The sequence below is a fragment of the Shimazuella sp. NTD250 genome (assembly GCF_059510375.1).
This window is the reverse complement of the sequence record NZ_JCAJZS010000001.1, coordinates 857524-871797: the sequence shown is the minus strand read 5'-3', so window position 1 is coordinate 871797 and position 14274 is coordinate 857524. Positions and strand designations below refer to the sequence as shown.

Here is a 14274-nt window from a genome sequence, read left to right as displayed (position 1 = left end):
CAGATATTTTATCTAATTTTTATAATTATTTTCCCTTTTGCTCTTCCTGATTCCGAATACTCAAGTGCCTTCTGGGTATCTTCAAAGCTAAAAACTCTATCAATCACAGGTTTGATTTCTCCAGATTCAATAAAGTTTGCAATAATGCTTAATTGTTTTCCACTAGGCTTCATAAACAAAAATGTATACTGTACATTATGCTTCTTTTCAAATTTAGAAAGTTTGTGACTGACTACTGAAAACAAGATTTGTTTAATGAGTCCTAAATCATTTTCTTTAGCAAAACGGGCATTTGGTAATCCTGAAACAGAAACAATTTTCCCTCCGCTTTTTATAACGTGGAATGATTTTTCTATGATTTTTCCTCCGAGTGTATCAAATACTGCATCATAATCTTTCAGTATATCTTCGAATTTTTCTGTTTTGTAATTAATAATTTTATCTGCACCAAGAGATTTTACTAAATTAATACCAGCTTCACTGGCAGTAGTCGCAACAGTTGCTCCCATTAATTTGGCCAATTGAATAGCAAATGTACCTACACCACCAGCTCCAGCATGAATCAAAATTTTCTGTCCTTTTTGTAATTGTAGGATGTCATGTAACGCTTGGTATGAGGTGAGACCTACGAGTGGAATCGATGCTGCTTCCTCCAAACTCAAATTTTTAGGTTTTAGAGCTATATCGTTTTCATGAATGGAGATGTATTCTGCGAAAGTACCGATTTTACTTTTGCGTGGACGACCATAAATTTCGTCTCCAACTTTAAAACGAGTCACTTTTGCTCCAACCTTTGCTACGACTCCAGCAAAATCATTCCCTAGAATAAGTGGCATCTTATGTTTAATCAGTAATTTTACATTTCCATCACGGATCTTAAAATCAACAGGATTTATGCTAGCGGCATGAATTTCCGCGAGAACCTCATAATCTCCAACGTCAGGTAAGGGCATATCTGCTAAAGTTACTGGGACTCTCCCATACCTTTTAATAACCATTGCTTTCATTGTCTATACCTCCAAATAAAATCTAATATAATGCTTGCCTTCAATAAGACTTCATCAACTTTTCAATATCCAACACTAGATTTTTAAATAATTCGTCGAATAGTTTAAGTTAATCAACCAAAAGAATAAGTATAAGAATAAATTATAGATCTTTCCTGTGCAATATTGGGAAAGAAAATCGAGACGAATCATATCTTACTTTTACCTATGTGCCATTGGTCTTCGTTCAGATATATACAAGGAAACTAAGGTAATTCTTTATCCTATTTCCTATCTAATTCTTTTTCATTGTCTTCTTTCATAAAGATAAGGAAGAGAATTTTTTCATATATGGAAGCGGTAATACAGAAAAACGAAAGCCATGAAGATGGAGGTAGGTGGATGTCTGATCTTTTTGTAGCTCGTTCACTAGATGAGATTCGTTTTTGGGCACGTATTATGAAGGAGCACTCCCTTTTTCTCAAGTTAGGATTTCGATGTGAGGACCAAACTAATCCAAGAAGCGGATTATTATTATGCCGTATTCGAAGACATAGAAAATAGAGCCCATGCATTCTCATTGGAAACTGATCCAAAGAAAATAAAAAGTTTTAATTCAAAAGTTATTGTTGCTGCTACTGGCATTTGGGCATTTAAAAGAAAAGTATTAGGTTTGGTCATTTGTTGCAAACTTCCAGGCCAAAATAACTTTCCATTACTAATTGACCATACAAGCAGAGAAGCAAATTACTTTCGAAGAAGATTAAAGCAACTGAATAAAGGGAATTTAGCTCCATTACAAGACGCTATTATTGATGAGAATGTATTCTTCTTACGTATTATGGCTGACCATGCAAAATTTATTGGTCATTTACTAGATCCTTCTGAACGAAAATTAGGGGAAACTGCGAGGAATTTTAGTCACGATTTTGATCAGTTACTCTTTCAAGCAAAAGATTTAGAATCCATGCGACCTCAATCACAAACAGTTCCATTGCTTGGGCAGTTTCTTGATCAAAATCGTGTTTCCGTACAATCCTTACGAGACTTCAAGAAAACCGCACGTGATTTAATCGAACAGTGTCGGATCAAAAGTATTATTCATCCATTATTAGCAGATCATGTTTTCCGGGAAGCGGAGAGATTCCTTGAAATCATTGATATGTTTGAACAGCATTTATCGCAAGTCCAATGTTAGATCCATTTATATTTTTTGATAGAAACTCATGAGTAATCTTCTTAAGAAAAATAGATCAATAGGTATTCATACAATCTTCATTTTTCATTCAGCGTAAAACACTTAATAAGAGAAGAAGGTTTTTTTTGGCTAAAAAAGTAAAGTAAGTTCCACTTCCTAAGGATTTGTAATCAATTTGCCCGGAGGGAAACATGAAATTGATCCAGGATCAGTTTGTTTAATTAGCCATGCTAGGAAGATTAATGAAACAATCTTAGGAAGGCGTACAATTCCCCTTTGGTTCGTTATCAACTTTTTTATGCTTATTTAGAGGGGTGAAAAAACGTTTCATCCTGATGTTTATTGTGTTAAGCGCTTAGGTCTTATTGCAGCTAGGGAAATGGAGCCTGTATACTCACTTTGGTTTTTGTTAAATATAAAAAATCCCGATACCATTTGGTTCGGGATTCTTTGCGTTATTATCAAACAGGTTGAAAATCACTATAGCAAAATCAACTTTATCGTCACAATTATCTCGATATGTCTAATAAAAAAATCTTGGTGCGTGGATGATCCTGAGACCATCCACGCGTGAACAGGAAGAGTGGACTTGAACCACTGACCCGCATCCCTCGCAAGGGTGTTGCTCTACCACTGAGCTACACTCCTGTTCATTGAGTATTCTATTATAAAACGAATTTTCCTACAAGTAGAGTATAAAAGCTAATTATTGAGCAGAAAAAAGATGAAACTGTAAAAATAAAAGTCCAGTGTAGCCGGACATATAAAAGTAATAGAGCAATATTCGATTTATATAATTAATGAGTATCAAAAAAACAAAAACGGCAAGACTGCACTTGGTTTTATAATTTTTTCGTTGCATGTAATAACCACACAAAATGATTATAACGAGTAAAGGTCACGTCAAATCCATGTTTTTCTAAAATGTTACGCAACACGGGAATGGTTGTATAGTACTCCCTTTGTAAATCTTCGGCTAAATGATGAAATCCACGCCGTTTTGCGTGCTTAATCGTATCCATAAATGCTTTTTCATTTTCAAACATGGTGTCAGCGAATAGTATTTTGCTGCCAGATTGAAGAAACTCCCCATACTTTTCAATGGCTTCTTCTTTTTCTGCATCGGTTAGATGGTGAAATGCATATGTGCTTACAATGCTATCGATTTGAACATCCGGTTGTGGGAATTGGAGGAAATCCCCATCTTGTATGGATATACGATTACCTAGTTTTTCCACCGCTAGATCCCTCATTGGTTTCGAGGGCTCAATTCCATATATATTTAAATTGTTGTTAAGGAGTTTTATTGTTAAATTTCCTGTTCCAACCCCGAACTCCAACACATTTCCAAATGCTAACTCTGCTGTATTCTGCAAAATAGCTTCATACTGTTCAAACACTTCCTTGTACTCTTCATCCTGTCCAGAAACCGAAGAATCATATTTTTCTGCCCAACCCTCAAAGATGTCTAAAAATTCCCGACCCATGATGTGCACTCCTTTAATGCTTATAATTTCTATAAGTATAGTGTGATTTTAAATGTTAATTTCTCTCAAATTATCACATCTCTTTTCTTTCAGCAAGTAAAAAAATAGACAAAAGGAAAAAAGGAGAAATTCACAGAGAAGTGAATGATTAACATATGGTGCGTAAATGCTATATATCTTGGCCTAGGAATGGTTTATTTGATTTTCTATGTCTTTTGCTATTTTTAACCCTATGAGGCAAATGGTTAACCAAGCTCCTCCAACAGCATACCCACCTAAAATATCACTTGGATAGTGAACTCCAAAATAAACTTTACCAATCCCAATCATGGTAACGAAAATAGAAGTGTTTATGATAATAAAAGCTTTAGCAGAATTTGATTTCATAGCTGTAACAAACAAAACACATAACATGCCATAAAAAATAATCGACCGCATCGAATGACCACTCGGATAACTAAAACCTGAATTTATTAGTATTCGATCCAAATCTGGACGTTGACGATGGAATATGGATTTCAAAAGGAGATTGAAATACTGTGCTCCTACTATTCCAATTATGAGAAAAAAAGCCTCCAGTCTTTTTTGCATCCAAATGAATAGAGTCGAAAAAATGATAAGGAGTAAAAATATGCCTTCATTTGACCCGAAAAAGGTAATAAACTTCATCGGTTTATTTAGATAAGGGTAAAAAGTGTGCAGCCAATTGATGATGGTTTGGTCCAAGTGGTAAAGCTTTCCTTCTGCTAGTTCAGTGGAAATCTTCCCAAACATTGTAATAAACAAGCCAAGCATTACAAGAGAAAATAGGATATATGTTTTGGTTGATCGAGATAGCGAAAAACCTCGCATGAAAACGTATCCTTTCAGGAGTACTTGTATATAGTTGGTTGATGTTGACTGTCAGAAATTAGTTAAGTTGGGAAGCTAAATTTTGATTGTTAAGAACATGGATATGCAAATTTACGACGAAACTTTACCATATTTTCTTATTTCAAATGTCTCAACATGTGCATATAGGAAGATCCCCTTACCAATTGGTTAAGGGGATCGCTGTTAATATTTTGAGTTATGATGATTTGTTTTAGGAAGATTTTTTTTTCTGTTCTGTCGTAACAAGTAAAGTCCAATTCGATTTACGATGATGAAACCGAAAATGGTATAGCTGATAGTAGTCCATGCACTATCTCCCATATAAATATATCCCAATACAATTTTTCCAACTAAGTATATATTCCATATGATAAGACCTAATTTAATGGAGTGTTTCCAAAAAGCCAAACACAAAAATACAGCAAATATAAGATATAGAATGGCTATAACCAAATCAGAGAGAGGGCTGTGGAATATTATTTTTTCATATTCAAGACCTGCTTGCATGTGGAGGTTATCGAACGTTCCATTTGCAATTAAGCCTACTATACTAAAAGTCATAAAAAGAAAGGTAATAACTAATCCTAGCCAGTGGCGTTTATAAGCAAAATAACAGCTGACGATTAAGAAAATCGCACGGATATACCAGTTTAGTGGATTTAAATGACGACTAAACGCTAAAATTGTATGAAATTCCAAAATAATCACTCCTGCTGTTTTCACACGAACTGTTGCTATCATTCTAGTTTACATTTATTTCATTTGGTATAGGAAAAATATAACTCACTTTCATGCATTTTTAAAATAATTCACAGGGTATATGATAACAATAAGTAAATTGCCCATTAAGGTTGTAATTTAGATTGTATAATTTTCAGTTTTATTTCTTCTTCTATGTATTTATCTAGTAATTTGTTTATTTCTATTCGTTCTGTCTGCTCAGCAAATGCAGCTTCGAAAGAAAGTTTCTGAGACTCAAACTCTAGTGTTTCTAATCTTTCATCAACTAATTTTGTAAGGCTTTGAAACTCTATTGTGTTTATTCTTTCTAATTTACGAAGTTGAAACTTTTCTTTTAGGTTCTTCAAAGCATTTAATTGGTTAGTTGTTTTCACATATTCCCTATTAGATGGAGGGTTTAAGATTGGACTGCCTTTGCATAAAAGGTGTTTGGTGAAAAATAAAATACATTCTTTGACCAGTTTTTCTAAGTAAGATAATTCATCCGGTGTTAATTTATTTTTGGCATATAATTTTGTGATCATAACAGTTGTCTCTCCTTGATCATTCTAATTATTGCCATTATAACAAATAGATGGTGATGTGGGGAGGGAGGAGCAAGATGCCTCAAAATAAGCAACTGTCGTTTTTTTGCTTGTTATGGAAAACTGTTATGGTTCTTGCACGATAATCGATAGGCTAGAAATTTCATCGTAAGTATGAAATGATACAATCGTTAAAATACTACAGTTAAAAAGAAAAAGACAATTAATCATTTGTGTAACTGCTCGAATGATTACAGCGTCGAGGGAGGAAGGATGGACAAAAAGGTTACTTGGCTGGAACTTTTCTATGATCTCATTTTTGTAGCAGCTATTGCAAAAACGACCCATGTATTACTACATGAACATCATGGTAAGATTCCATTCGAATATTTATTAAAATTTTTGTTGATGTTTGTTCCTATTTGGTGGGCGTGGGTTGGGCAATCTCTTTTTATGAACAGATTTGGAGAGGATACAGTTAGGCATCGTTTATTTATGATAGTGCAAATGTTTTTTGTTCTATTGATGACTGCAAGCCTCCATGTCGATTTTGACACCTATTATTTTACTTTTCTCATTGGATATGTTGGGATTCGTTTTCTTACTTCACTCCAGTATTTATGGATTAGTCGTAAGGAAAAAGGTGTACGCAAACAGACAGCAGCATATTTAGGTTATGGCTTTTTCATCGGCATTTTGATTTCTTTATGTTCTTTATTTTTTGATTCATGGTTAAGATATTTCGTTTTGTATTTAGGAATATTTATTGATGTATTCATTCCTGTGTTTGGACGCAAATATTTAAAAAGGGTGCCTACTCATCTCGGACACTTGTTCGAGCGGTTTGGTTTATTTACAATCATTTTATTTGGTGAATCTATCGTTAGTTTGATTGCAATTCTTAACATAGAAGATCTAAATTGGAGGACAATTGCATTTGCTTTACTCTCATTTATTATCGTAATTGTTATGTGGTGGCAATATTATGATAATTTGGAAGAAAAGTTAGATAAGCAAATAGCTTCATCCGGTCAATCTATCATTTATGGTCACTTATTTATTTATCTATCTTTAAGTGTTATTGCGGCACTTTTGCAACTATCTTCTTTATACAAGATGGATTACAAATTTTTATTGGTGTTAACTTTTTCTATCGTATTCCTGTATGTAATCTCTACCATTTTGGTGTTTCATCAATATCGAATCGAAGAGCATAAACTAAAGTTTTCCCATTTGGGTCTATTATTTGTCTTATTGGTTATCTTTTTAATCTTTGACTACTTTGTGATTGTTTCCAACTTGGTCATCTTTCTAGAACTCTGTATCTTCTTTCTAGTCTTTAAAAAAGTAACCTGATCAAACTCACTTTGATCAGGTTACTTTCAACTCTAAGGCTGTGAAAACTATGAACCCAATTGGTTCTTTTGCACATATTGTTCTGCGCCAGAATGGCTTTGTGAAGAAGCAATTGGAGGGAAGAATTTTTTTTTCACCATTTCATCTACTCTTATACAGTGATATCCTTTGTGGAGAACATTTTGGAAAACATATTCCAGTGCTTCGATTGTAAACGATGGAGCATCGATATCAGCACCCAATGTATCTCCACTATCATGTAACAGAATAATATCCCCGTCTTTTATGTTTTGAAGTAAATTTTTCTTAATTCTCTCGCTTCCTCCCTTACTTTTCCAATCGCCAACCATTAGGGACCACAGTATAATTTGAAAATGTTTTCGTAATCCAAAGTCAAATAAGTTCAGTAAACCCCAAGGAGGTCGATAAAAAATGGGACGGACTCCAGTGATTTGTTCAATAAGTGAAGCTGATCGATTCAATTCACGATGAAGGGCCCATGGTGTACGAAACCAATTAGATTTATGTACATAATTGTGCACACCGATCAAGTGTCCCTCAAGATGCATACGACGAATTAAATTCGGGTATTTTTCTACTTTCGACCCAAGAGTAAAGAAGGTAGCTTTGATATTATATTTTTTTAAAAGATCTAGCAGTTGAGGAGTATATGTTGGATCAGGACCATCATCAAAAGTAAAGGCTAATCCATGCTGGATAGGTCTTCTTTTGTATACCCCAATACCTAATCCCAAAGTAGCGATAGCCGGAAGGATTGCATAAACAAAAAATAGAATTACGATAAATATTATTTCTGTCACTAGAAAATGCCCCTCAACAAAATGTAACATTTGTGAAAACTCCTTTTTTGTAGCTTTTCGTGATATGCCACAAAGTTGTTCTTATAAAGCTAAGCCTATTATAAACAATAAAAAAGACGACTGAAGTACAAGAAAAGTTCACCAAACAAGTATTTTTTATCATTTTTTTCTTTTATTGATTTTAGATAGGACGAAAATACATTTTATCAATCGTATAAAAAAAAAGAAAATATAAATAATGAGTAGTAGATGAACTTTTGAGTGTTGTTCACCGTCTATTAAGGTATGAACTTTCTTATTGAAGTGGAGGCAGGAGAGGGTAGGGTGTGGACCAAGAGCTTTACGATCTGATCACCAAAGCAAAACAAGGGGATAAAAATGCATTTGAAGCCCTTGTAGAGCGGTACAAAAGACAGGTATACTATCAAGCTGTAGCTATGTTAAATGATACCATTGAGGCAGAAGATGTCCTTCAAGAAGCTTTTATCAAAGCCTATTTCTCTTTGGAGAATCTAAAAAGTCCCTTTGCTTTCACTTCTTGGTTAAGTAAGATTGTGTATCATTTATGCAATGATCGTTTAAAGAAGCGATATAAAGAGAAAGTGGTTGTCAGTGATTGGCTAACAAATAAAATAGAGAGTATTCATAACTCAAATCTTCCTATCGAACAAAAACAATTGGAAATGGATTTATATCAAGCTTTAGAGTCTCTATCTTCTGAGCATCGTTCCGTTTTTCTACTCAGAGAAATACAAGGATATTCATATCAAGATATAGCGAAAATGATGGATATTCCTGAAGGAACTGTCAAATCAAGAATACATACGGCTCGTATGACATTACGAAAAGAATTAAAAAGAGAGGGGTGATCAAAATGCAACATGTGGATCATTTGCTATCTGCCTATGTAGATAATGAATTGAAAGAGCAGGAAAGATTAGTAGTAGAGAAGCATTTGCAAGATTGTACAGATTGCCTCGAACTATATGAAGATTTCACTTGGATGAATGGGCAACTAAAAAATACTTTTGAAAGCATTTTATTACCGAAGGATATAACCAGCAAGGTAATGGCAGGAATATATTCTGATGAAGAGCAAACTTATCGAGAAATACAAGGTATCCTTTCGTATACGGCCTTACGTTGGAGTACCATAAGTAGTATTTTACTTCTGCTTGTCATCCATATATCTCTGTTTTTTCTATTAGGGAGTCTATTTTCTTTTACTCCTATTCGTATTTTGTACCATCTCGTTCATAGTTTTCATACCGTTTTTTCTGCTATACCATACTTAAGTCTAACTGTAGCTATTTTCTGTATTCCTTTGATAGGGGCATCGCTTTGGTCTTTACGCCTATTGTTGAGTTCAAAAAAGGTGGAGATACAACAATGAAACGGAAGTTCATTTTATTAAATCTCCTATTTTGTGTTTTTGGGTATATATGGATGGGAAGCGGAAATGTATATGCATCAAATAGTGCAGATACCTTGCCCTTTTCTAACAATAATACGGTGTTTTCACATAAAGATTTGGTAATTTCCGAGGGACAAAAAATCGATCATGTCGTCGAGTTTGGCAGTGATGTTACATTAGCAGGATCGGCTAGAGAAATCATCGTGGTAGGTGGTAATCTTCATATTAAGAAAAATGCACATGTAGAAGAATTAGTACTCGTCATAGGTGGAAAGATCACACAGGAGCCAGGAGCCAAAGTTACAGATGAAATTTTCCATCTGTCTTTTGACAATCAAATGGCAAACAATTTGCTGATCACCAGCAGTTTTATGTTTGGTTGGTGGTTCTTTCGATTCTCTTTAAGTTTGTTACTGTTCATTCTGCCTATAGCGACTGTTCTCATCACACAGCAACGAATCGAACCTTTTATTGTGAGAATTCGTCAAGAGTTAAAACAAACAATGCTAATAGGTATAACAACAAGTTTATTATTGCTTGCTATTGCTAGCCTTCTTATCATTAGTATTATTGGAATACCGATCCTCATTATTTTAGCCCTTATCCTCATCGTCTTTAGCATCATTAGTTTAACGGCTGTTTCGATCATGATCGGCGAGCAGATTTCCTTGATAAGGGGCCGCGAAAAATGGCTGATCGCAGCAGTTGGTTCAGCTATCCTTGCGTCTGTTATTAACTTTCCATTATTAGGAGGAATTTTGTTATTAGGTCTTCATTGGTTATCGTTAGGTCTCATGACTACATGGTTATGGGAGAAAAAGGATAGATGGAGCAAACGGAAAATTAAAGGATGAAATAGATGAACTGGTCTAAGGTTTTAGCACATACCAAAAATTATATACTAATTTCTACCTTGTTTTTATCCTTTTTCACTTTTGTCTTTGCCAGATTTGCTGATGAACTGGTGGAAGCTGACTTATTTCACTTCGACCAAACGATTATCGATTGGGTAGAGACATTTATTAATCCAAAACTTACTTCCATCATGAAAGTCTTTACCTTTTTTGGTTCTCCACTAGCATTAATATTATTTCTTATCATTACTGTATTGTGTATGCTATGGCAAAGAAAAAGATGGGAAGCTTTGTTTCTTGTCATTGCGATAGGAGGAGGAGGGCTGTTTAATCTATTACTCAAGTGGATTTTTCATCGCCAAAGACCAACTTTGCATCGTCTCATTCAAGAAACAGGCTATAGTTTTCCCAGCGGACATTCCATGGCTTCGTTTATTTTTTATGGAATGATTTGTATGTTATTCATGGTGTTTTTAAAATCTAGAACACCAAAAGTTATCATGTTCCTATGTACTGTTATTATGATCGTGATGGTTGGTTTGAGTCGAATTTATTTAGGAGTCCATTATCCAAGTGATGTTCTAGCTGGATATGCAGCTGGTGGAGTATGGTTAACGATTTGTTTAATAGGTTTGAGGCTTGTAATTGGGGCAAGAGAGAAGAGTGAAACTAACTTCTAGACATACAAGAAGTTAGTTTCACTCTTTGTAGGAGTATTCTTTTTATTTGGACAGACATCTGTGTTAAGCTATAGGTAACCAGCCCTAGTTGTGAGGAGGACAAGGTGAGCAGCTTGGATGATCTGTTCAACCAGATCGAAGAGGATGGTGTTGACGTACAGCAGGTGCGCGACGCAATCGAAGAGGGCGAGAATCGGTGGCTTCAGAAGCTGCTGATTCTCGCCCAAGACTCCATCAGGTGGTACCGGCGGGCAGCTGCGAAGCTCCGCGATACAGGGTACGAGATGGAGATGCTCCCCATCGGTCAGAGGGGGGTAAGCCCGTATCGAGGGGCCAAGCCTTACCTGACCAAGGCGGAGGAGTTGCTGGAGCTGGTCAACGAGCTCCGCGGCCAGACCGATCCGCACGTGATCCACGCCATCGAGCAGAAGATCGTTCGCCTCGTCCCCTTGGATCTGATGCGGTCCGACAGTTAGGGGTGGGGGGCACCGCTCTGGTACCGATGTGGTACCAGAGCCGGCGTCCCGCCGATTTAAAGCTAAAACAGCTTATAAAATACTATTCTGCTGCTTTTTTGACAGCCTTTACTTCATACTTCCTGACTTCCATACCAAGGATATATTCTGGTTTTGGTTTTCCGATTTTTGCTTTATGCTGGGCGATATGTGCTTCGCTTTTCCCCCATTGTTTCCAGTGTTCTTTTGATTCCCACCGTATCAAGACGATTATTTCTTCATCACCACGTCGAGCTTTCTTGACCATGATAGTTGAATCAATAAACCCATCTTGTTTTTCAATGATCCCTTCTTGGCTGAATCGCTGGACTACTTGTTCGGCATTTCCTTCTGTGACGGTCATTTTCCTTAGCTGCACAAACACCCTATTACCTCCCATATAAATAATTCAGTCTTCTTCTTTCTTCTCATCGTTAGAAGTCTCCATGTCGGAGAGATTTCCTTGATCTGCTTTTCCTATGCTGCTTGATCCATCTTCTTCAAATTCATGAAGTTCAAATAAGTGAACAAACTCATTGATGACCATTTCCACTGCTTTTAATTCCCCTACTAGAACGGGGTGGATGGATTGAAGTTCGGCTGAATTTAATTGTTGTTTAAGGGTAGATCGTTTCATATTCAGCATCTCCAAGAAAGCGATGGCTCTGCCTCTGCGAAACGTTTTAGCCCCATGTCTGTGCATCTTATGTTCTCTTCGCCTATGCTCCTCACCAAAGTGATGCTTGAACCTCTCATACTCTTTAAATCCGGGATATCTCATGAAACCCCTCCTGTTTGTATGCGTTTGTATACAACTGACTACGATTTTAATTGTATACGTTTGTATACAAAGTGTCAAAGTGATATTTTGTAGGTATTCATCTACTGCCATTTTTTTCTGTTAGGAGAAAGTACTTTTTTTAGTGTGTTGTATAAATTTAATCTTTTTTAAATTCGAATAATGGGATGATATTATCGTTATACTGTTGTATCCTATGATTAGAGGTAGCAATAAGGCTATCTCTGCGTCTACCTCATGGAGGTGCACATGACCGCCGATCCCACCGAAGAGAATCAGGGAACGGGTCAGTCTGAACCGCAGGATCAGACGCAGTACCCGAGTACCCCCGAAGAGCAGCGGGAGCTCGCAAGGGACTACTCCAATCTCCGGTAATAGGAGCTGATCGTTCCTGTTAGTTGGAGACAAGGCCGGCTGATCTGTGTGCGAATACAGATCAGCCGGTCACCCAATGCGATATTTCCAATTGATATAAAAGAAGGCGAGGGAAATTCCTCGTTTTTTTATTTGTAAAAATCAAACGACCGACTGACAGATGACATCAGCCGGTCGCTTTGTTCCCTAATAGCAAGCAAGGGACAAATGGAGTGGATATAGGGTAGGGGGCTATGTTAAAATAAGGGGAAGTATCAGTTTCTAAGATCGGAGAGAATGATAATGGATATAAATACAAATGAAAAATTGACACAAGAAGCTTGTCATGTAGAGGATGTCCGCAAAAGTCATCACTCTGATAAGATCAAGAAAAATTTGATGAACCGTTTAAGTCGAATAGAAGGACAAGTTCGTGGTGTCAAAGGATTAATAGAAAAGGATACGTATTGCGATGATGTGTTAAACCAAATTGCTTCCATTCAATCCGCATTGAATGGTGTTGGCAAACTGCTGCTAGAACAGCATTTGAAAACGTGTGTAGTAGAACGATTTCAGGAAGGCGATGAAGAGGTAATTGATGAACTATTGATTACTGTCAACAAGTTGATGAAATAAGAGGATAGACACCGGGACGAGTTATCCCATTTTACGTCTCTGTCTTTTTTTCGTTAAAATAGTATAAGTCCAACTGATATTTCAGAAAGCAAGCCATAGTAAAGGAGTTGTCTTTGTTGCATCCTGATCGAGAAAAGAAAGTCCATACAGGTTGGAAAATACTTGGTTATGTGTGTGTTGCACTTACTGTACTTTTGGCATTAGCCGCTGTAAACAATATTGCTGGTGCAAGTGGTGGTGATTCTGCTGAGCGTTTAGGAAGAGTTATCGGTGCTATAATCGTTCCCGTATTAGTAGGATATTTTGCACGATATTGTTTTCGTAGGTCAAATAGATAGTAAAGAAAAGGAAACCACTGCTTAATAGATAGCAGTGGTTTCCTATATGGCTCTGCGACTTAATTTTCGTCTACTATTTAGAATAAGGATTTCCAGTAATAGTCCAATTCCTGAGGAAATCCAAAGCGCTTCTGTACTGTTTTCTTCTACTCGGTTTGCGACGATAGGAGGAAACCATCCCGATGGGTCTTCTAAAATGGTTGCTTGCTGGCCTATTTTTAAACCCCAACAGCCAGTAGCTTTAGTGAGGGGATAACGAATTGGTTTTTTGTCCATTGTGACTAATTTACAATCTTGAGTTTCCTCTTGTTGATTTCCGTTGAATAGTTGTATATCTACAACGATGGCAAGCTCTTTTACTCCTAACTTTTCCATGGATACATAATGTATGGCAGCACCTGCATACATCAGAAATGCAAAAGAAGCGAAGCCGACTAATATACCAAGTGAAAATCCACGAATGGAAATTATCGCGATAATAAAAAGAGCAAGTAAATAACCAATGAACATAAAAGGTGGATGATCAATGAGCCATGCGCAGCCGATGAGAAGCAGAGGGATAACGATCAGTAAGGATATAGTGACCATCGTGTAGGAAACAGAAATACCATTCTGTGTTTTTTGTGTTTCCACTGATAACATCCTTTTCTGTGATATTATCTTTATCTTTCGATTAATTATACAATAAGGCGGAGGATAAAATACTTATCCTTTTGAAT

General features: G+C 36.3%; 17 protein-coding genes, 1 tRNA gene and 1 pseudogene. 9 read left to right on the top strand and 10 right to left on the bottom strand.

Features of this window, described 5'->3' with window-relative positions:
- Positions 1 to 8: 8 nt before the first annotated feature.
- Positions 9 to 1007 (bottom strand): NADP-dependent oxidoreductase, encoded by a 999-nt coding sequence (locus tag AC5WOF_RS04660; RefSeq protein WP_496048770.1) that lies wholly within the window; start codon positions 1005 to 1007, stop codon positions 9 to 11.
- A 381-nt stretch (positions 1008 to 1388) separates the two neighbouring features.
- Here AC5WOF_RS04660 and AC5WOF_RS04655 point away from each other — a divergent pair.
- Positions 1389 to 2184: pseudogene (locus tag AC5WOF_RS04655) on the top strand (DUF2935 domain-containing protein).
- A gap of 573 nt (positions 2185 to 2757) precedes the next feature.
- On the opposite strand, the gene AC5WOF_RS04650 reads toward AC5WOF_RS04655, so the two are convergent.
- The 5 genes from AC5WOF_RS04650 to AC5WOF_RS04630 form a co-directional block, all read right to left on the bottom strand.
- Positions 2758 to 2834, bottom strand: a tRNA-Arg gene (locus AC5WOF_RS04650).
- 192 nt (positions 2835 to 3026) lie between these two features.
- Complete coding sequence (locus tag AC5WOF_RS04645) at positions 3027 to 3671, bottom strand: class I SAM-dependent methyltransferase (protein ID WP_496048769.1); 645 nt, start codon at positions 3669 to 3671, stop codon at positions 3027 to 3029.
- Positions 3672 to 3854: 183 nt separating this feature from the next.
- Positions 3855 to 4523: a phosphatase PAP2 family protein gene (locus tag AC5WOF_RS04640; RefSeq protein WP_496048768.1), complete on the bottom strand. Its 669-nt coding sequence runs from the start codon at positions 4521 to 4523 to the stop codon at positions 3855 to 3857.
- 204 nt (positions 4524 to 4727) lie between these two features.
- Positions 4728 to 5243: a hypothetical protein gene (locus AC5WOF_RS04635; RefSeq protein WP_496048767.1), complete on the bottom strand. Its 516-nt coding sequence runs from the start codon at positions 5241 to 5243 to the stop codon at positions 4728 to 4730.
- A gap of 146 nt (positions 5244 to 5389) precedes the next feature.
- Positions 5390 to 5809, bottom strand: a complete 420-nt coding sequence (locus tag AC5WOF_RS04630; protein WP_496048766.1) for a hypothetical protein — start codon at positions 5807 to 5809, stop codon at positions 5390 to 5392.
- Between the two features lie 273 nt (positions 5810 to 6082).
- On the opposite strand from AC5WOF_RS04630, the gene AC5WOF_RS04625 reads away from it, so the two are divergent.
- Positions 6083 to 7165: a low temperature requirement protein A gene (locus tag AC5WOF_RS04625; protein ID WP_496048765.1), complete on the top strand. Its 1083-nt coding sequence runs from the start codon at positions 6083 to 6085 to the stop codon at positions 7163 to 7165.
- Positions 7166 to 7212: 47 nt separating this feature from the next.
- Here AC5WOF_RS04625 and AC5WOF_RS04620 read toward each other — a convergent pair whose 3' ends face one another.
- Complete coding sequence (locus AC5WOF_RS04620; protein ID WP_496048764.1) at positions 7213 to 8016, bottom strand: polysaccharide deacetylase family protein; 804 nt, start codon at positions 8014 to 8016, stop codon at positions 7213 to 7215.
- A gap of 296 nt (positions 8017 to 8312) precedes the next feature.
- Here AC5WOF_RS04620 and AC5WOF_RS04615 point away from each other — a divergent pair, with 296 nt between their 5' ends.
- From AC5WOF_RS04615 to AC5WOF_RS04595, 5 genes are all read left to right on the top strand, one after another.
- Entirely contained in the window at positions 8313 to 8855 is a 543-nt protein-coding gene (locus tag AC5WOF_RS04615; RefSeq protein WP_496048763.1) for an RNA polymerase sigma factor, read from the top strand.
- 5 nt (positions 8856 to 8860) lie between these two features.
- The gene (locus AC5WOF_RS04610; RefSeq protein ID WP_496048762.1) at positions 8861 to 9379 is read left to right on the top strand and encodes an anti-sigma factor family protein; all 519 of its coding nucleotides are present in this window, start codon (positions 8861 to 8863) and stop codon (positions 9377 to 9379) included.
- The gene (locus AC5WOF_RS04605) at positions 9376 to 10254 is read left to right on the top strand and encodes a hypothetical protein (RefSeq protein ID WP_496048761.1); all 879 of its coding nucleotides are present in this window, start codon (positions 9376 to 9378) and stop codon (positions 10252 to 10254) included. Before AC5WOF_RS04610 ends, AC5WOF_RS04605 begins: the two co-directional genes overlap by 4 nt.
- A gap of 5 nt (positions 10255 to 10259) precedes the next feature.
- Complete coding sequence (locus tag AC5WOF_RS04600) at positions 10260 to 10934, top strand: phosphatase PAP2 family protein (RefSeq protein WP_496048760.1); 675 nt, start codon at positions 10260 to 10262, stop codon at positions 10932 to 10934.
- A gap of 104 nt (positions 10935 to 11038) precedes the next feature.
- Complete coding sequence (locus AC5WOF_RS04595; protein ID WP_496048759.1) at positions 11039 to 11410, top strand: hypothetical protein; 372 nt, start codon at positions 11039 to 11041, stop codon at positions 11408 to 11410.
- 82 nt (positions 11411 to 11492) lie between these two features.
- Here AC5WOF_RS04595 and AC5WOF_RS04590 read toward each other — a convergent pair whose 3' ends face one another.
- Entirely contained in the window at positions 11493 to 11813 is a 321-nt protein-coding gene (locus AC5WOF_RS04590) for an antibiotic biosynthesis monooxygenase (protein ID WP_496048758.1), read from the bottom strand.
- A gap of 24 nt (positions 11814 to 11837) precedes the next feature.
- The gene (locus AC5WOF_RS04585; RefSeq protein WP_496048757.1) at positions 11838 to 12209 is read right to left on the bottom strand and encodes a hypothetical protein; all 372 of its coding nucleotides are present in this window, start codon (positions 12207 to 12209) and stop codon (positions 11838 to 11840) included.
- Between the two features lie 675 nt (positions 12210 to 12884).
- Between AC5WOF_RS04585 and AC5WOF_RS04580 the strand changes: the two genes are divergently transcribed.
- Both AC5WOF_RS04580 and AC5WOF_RS04575 read left to right on the top strand, forming a co-directional pair.
- Complete coding sequence (locus AC5WOF_RS04580) at positions 12885 to 13217, top strand: metal-sensitive transcriptional regulator (RefSeq protein WP_496048756.1); 333 nt, start codon at positions 12885 to 12887, stop codon at positions 13215 to 13217.
- 116 nt (positions 13218 to 13333) lie between these two features.
- On the top strand, positions 13334 to 13555 hold the full coding sequence (locus AC5WOF_RS04575) for a hypothetical protein (RefSeq protein ID WP_496048755.1): 222 nt from the start codon (positions 13334 to 13336) through the stop codon (positions 13553 to 13555).
- A 42-nt stretch (positions 13556 to 13597) separates the two neighbouring features.
- Here the strand turns inward: AC5WOF_RS04575 and AC5WOF_RS04570 are convergent, their stop codons facing one another.
- Positions 13598 to 14188 carry a hypothetical protein gene (locus AC5WOF_RS04570; protein ID WP_496048754.1) on the bottom strand — a complete coding sequence of 197 codons (591 nt, stop codon included), beginning with the start codon at positions 14186 to 14188 and terminating at the stop codon, positions 13598 to 13600.
- Between the last annotated feature and the right edge of the window lie 86 nt (positions 14189 to 14274).

Bases quoted from the DNA above. Each gene is read 5' to 3' on its own strand.
- AC5WOF_RS04660 (WP_496048770.1), bottom strand. From the start codon at position 1,007: ATGAAAGCAATGGTTATTAAAAGGTATGGGAGAGTCCCAGTAACTTTA.
- AC5WOF_RS04585 (WP_496048757.1), bottom strand. From the start codon at position 12,209: ATGAGATATCCCGGATTTAAAGAGTATGAGAGGTTCAAGCATCACTTT.
- AC5WOF_RS04600 (WP_496048760.1), top strand. From the start codon at position 10,260: ATGAACTGGTCTAAGGTTTTAGCACATACCAAAAATTATATACTAATT.
- AC5WOF_RS04640 (WP_496048768.1), bottom strand. From the start codon at position 4,523: ATGCGAGGTTTTTCGCTATCTCGATCAACCAAAACATATATCCTATTT.
- AC5WOF_RS04645 (WP_496048769.1), bottom strand. From the start codon at position 3,671: ATGGGTCGGGAATTTTTAGACATCTTTGAGGGTTGGGCAGAAAAATAT.
- AC5WOF_RS04630 (WP_496048766.1), bottom strand. From the start codon at position 5,809: ATGATCACAAAATTATATGCCAAAAATAAATTAACACCGGATGAATTA.
- AC5WOF_RS04605 (WP_496048761.1), top strand. From the start codon at position 9,376: ATGAAACGGAAGTTCATTTTATTAAATCTCCTATTTTGTGTTTTTGGG.
- AC5WOF_RS04610 (WP_496048762.1), top strand. From the start codon at position 8,861: ATGCAACATGTGGATCATTTGCTATCTGCCTATGTAGATAATGAATTG.
- AC5WOF_RS04620 (WP_496048764.1), bottom strand. From the start codon at position 8,016: ATGTTACATTTTGTTGAGGGGCATTTTCTAGTGACAGAAATAATATTT.
- AC5WOF_RS04580 (WP_496048756.1), top strand. From the start codon at position 12,885: ATGGATATAAATACAAATGAAAAATTGACACAAGAAGCTTGTCATGTA.
- AC5WOF_RS04625 (WP_496048765.1), top strand. From the start codon at position 6,083: ATGGACAAAAAGGTTACTTGGCTGGAACTTTTCTATGATCTCATTTTT.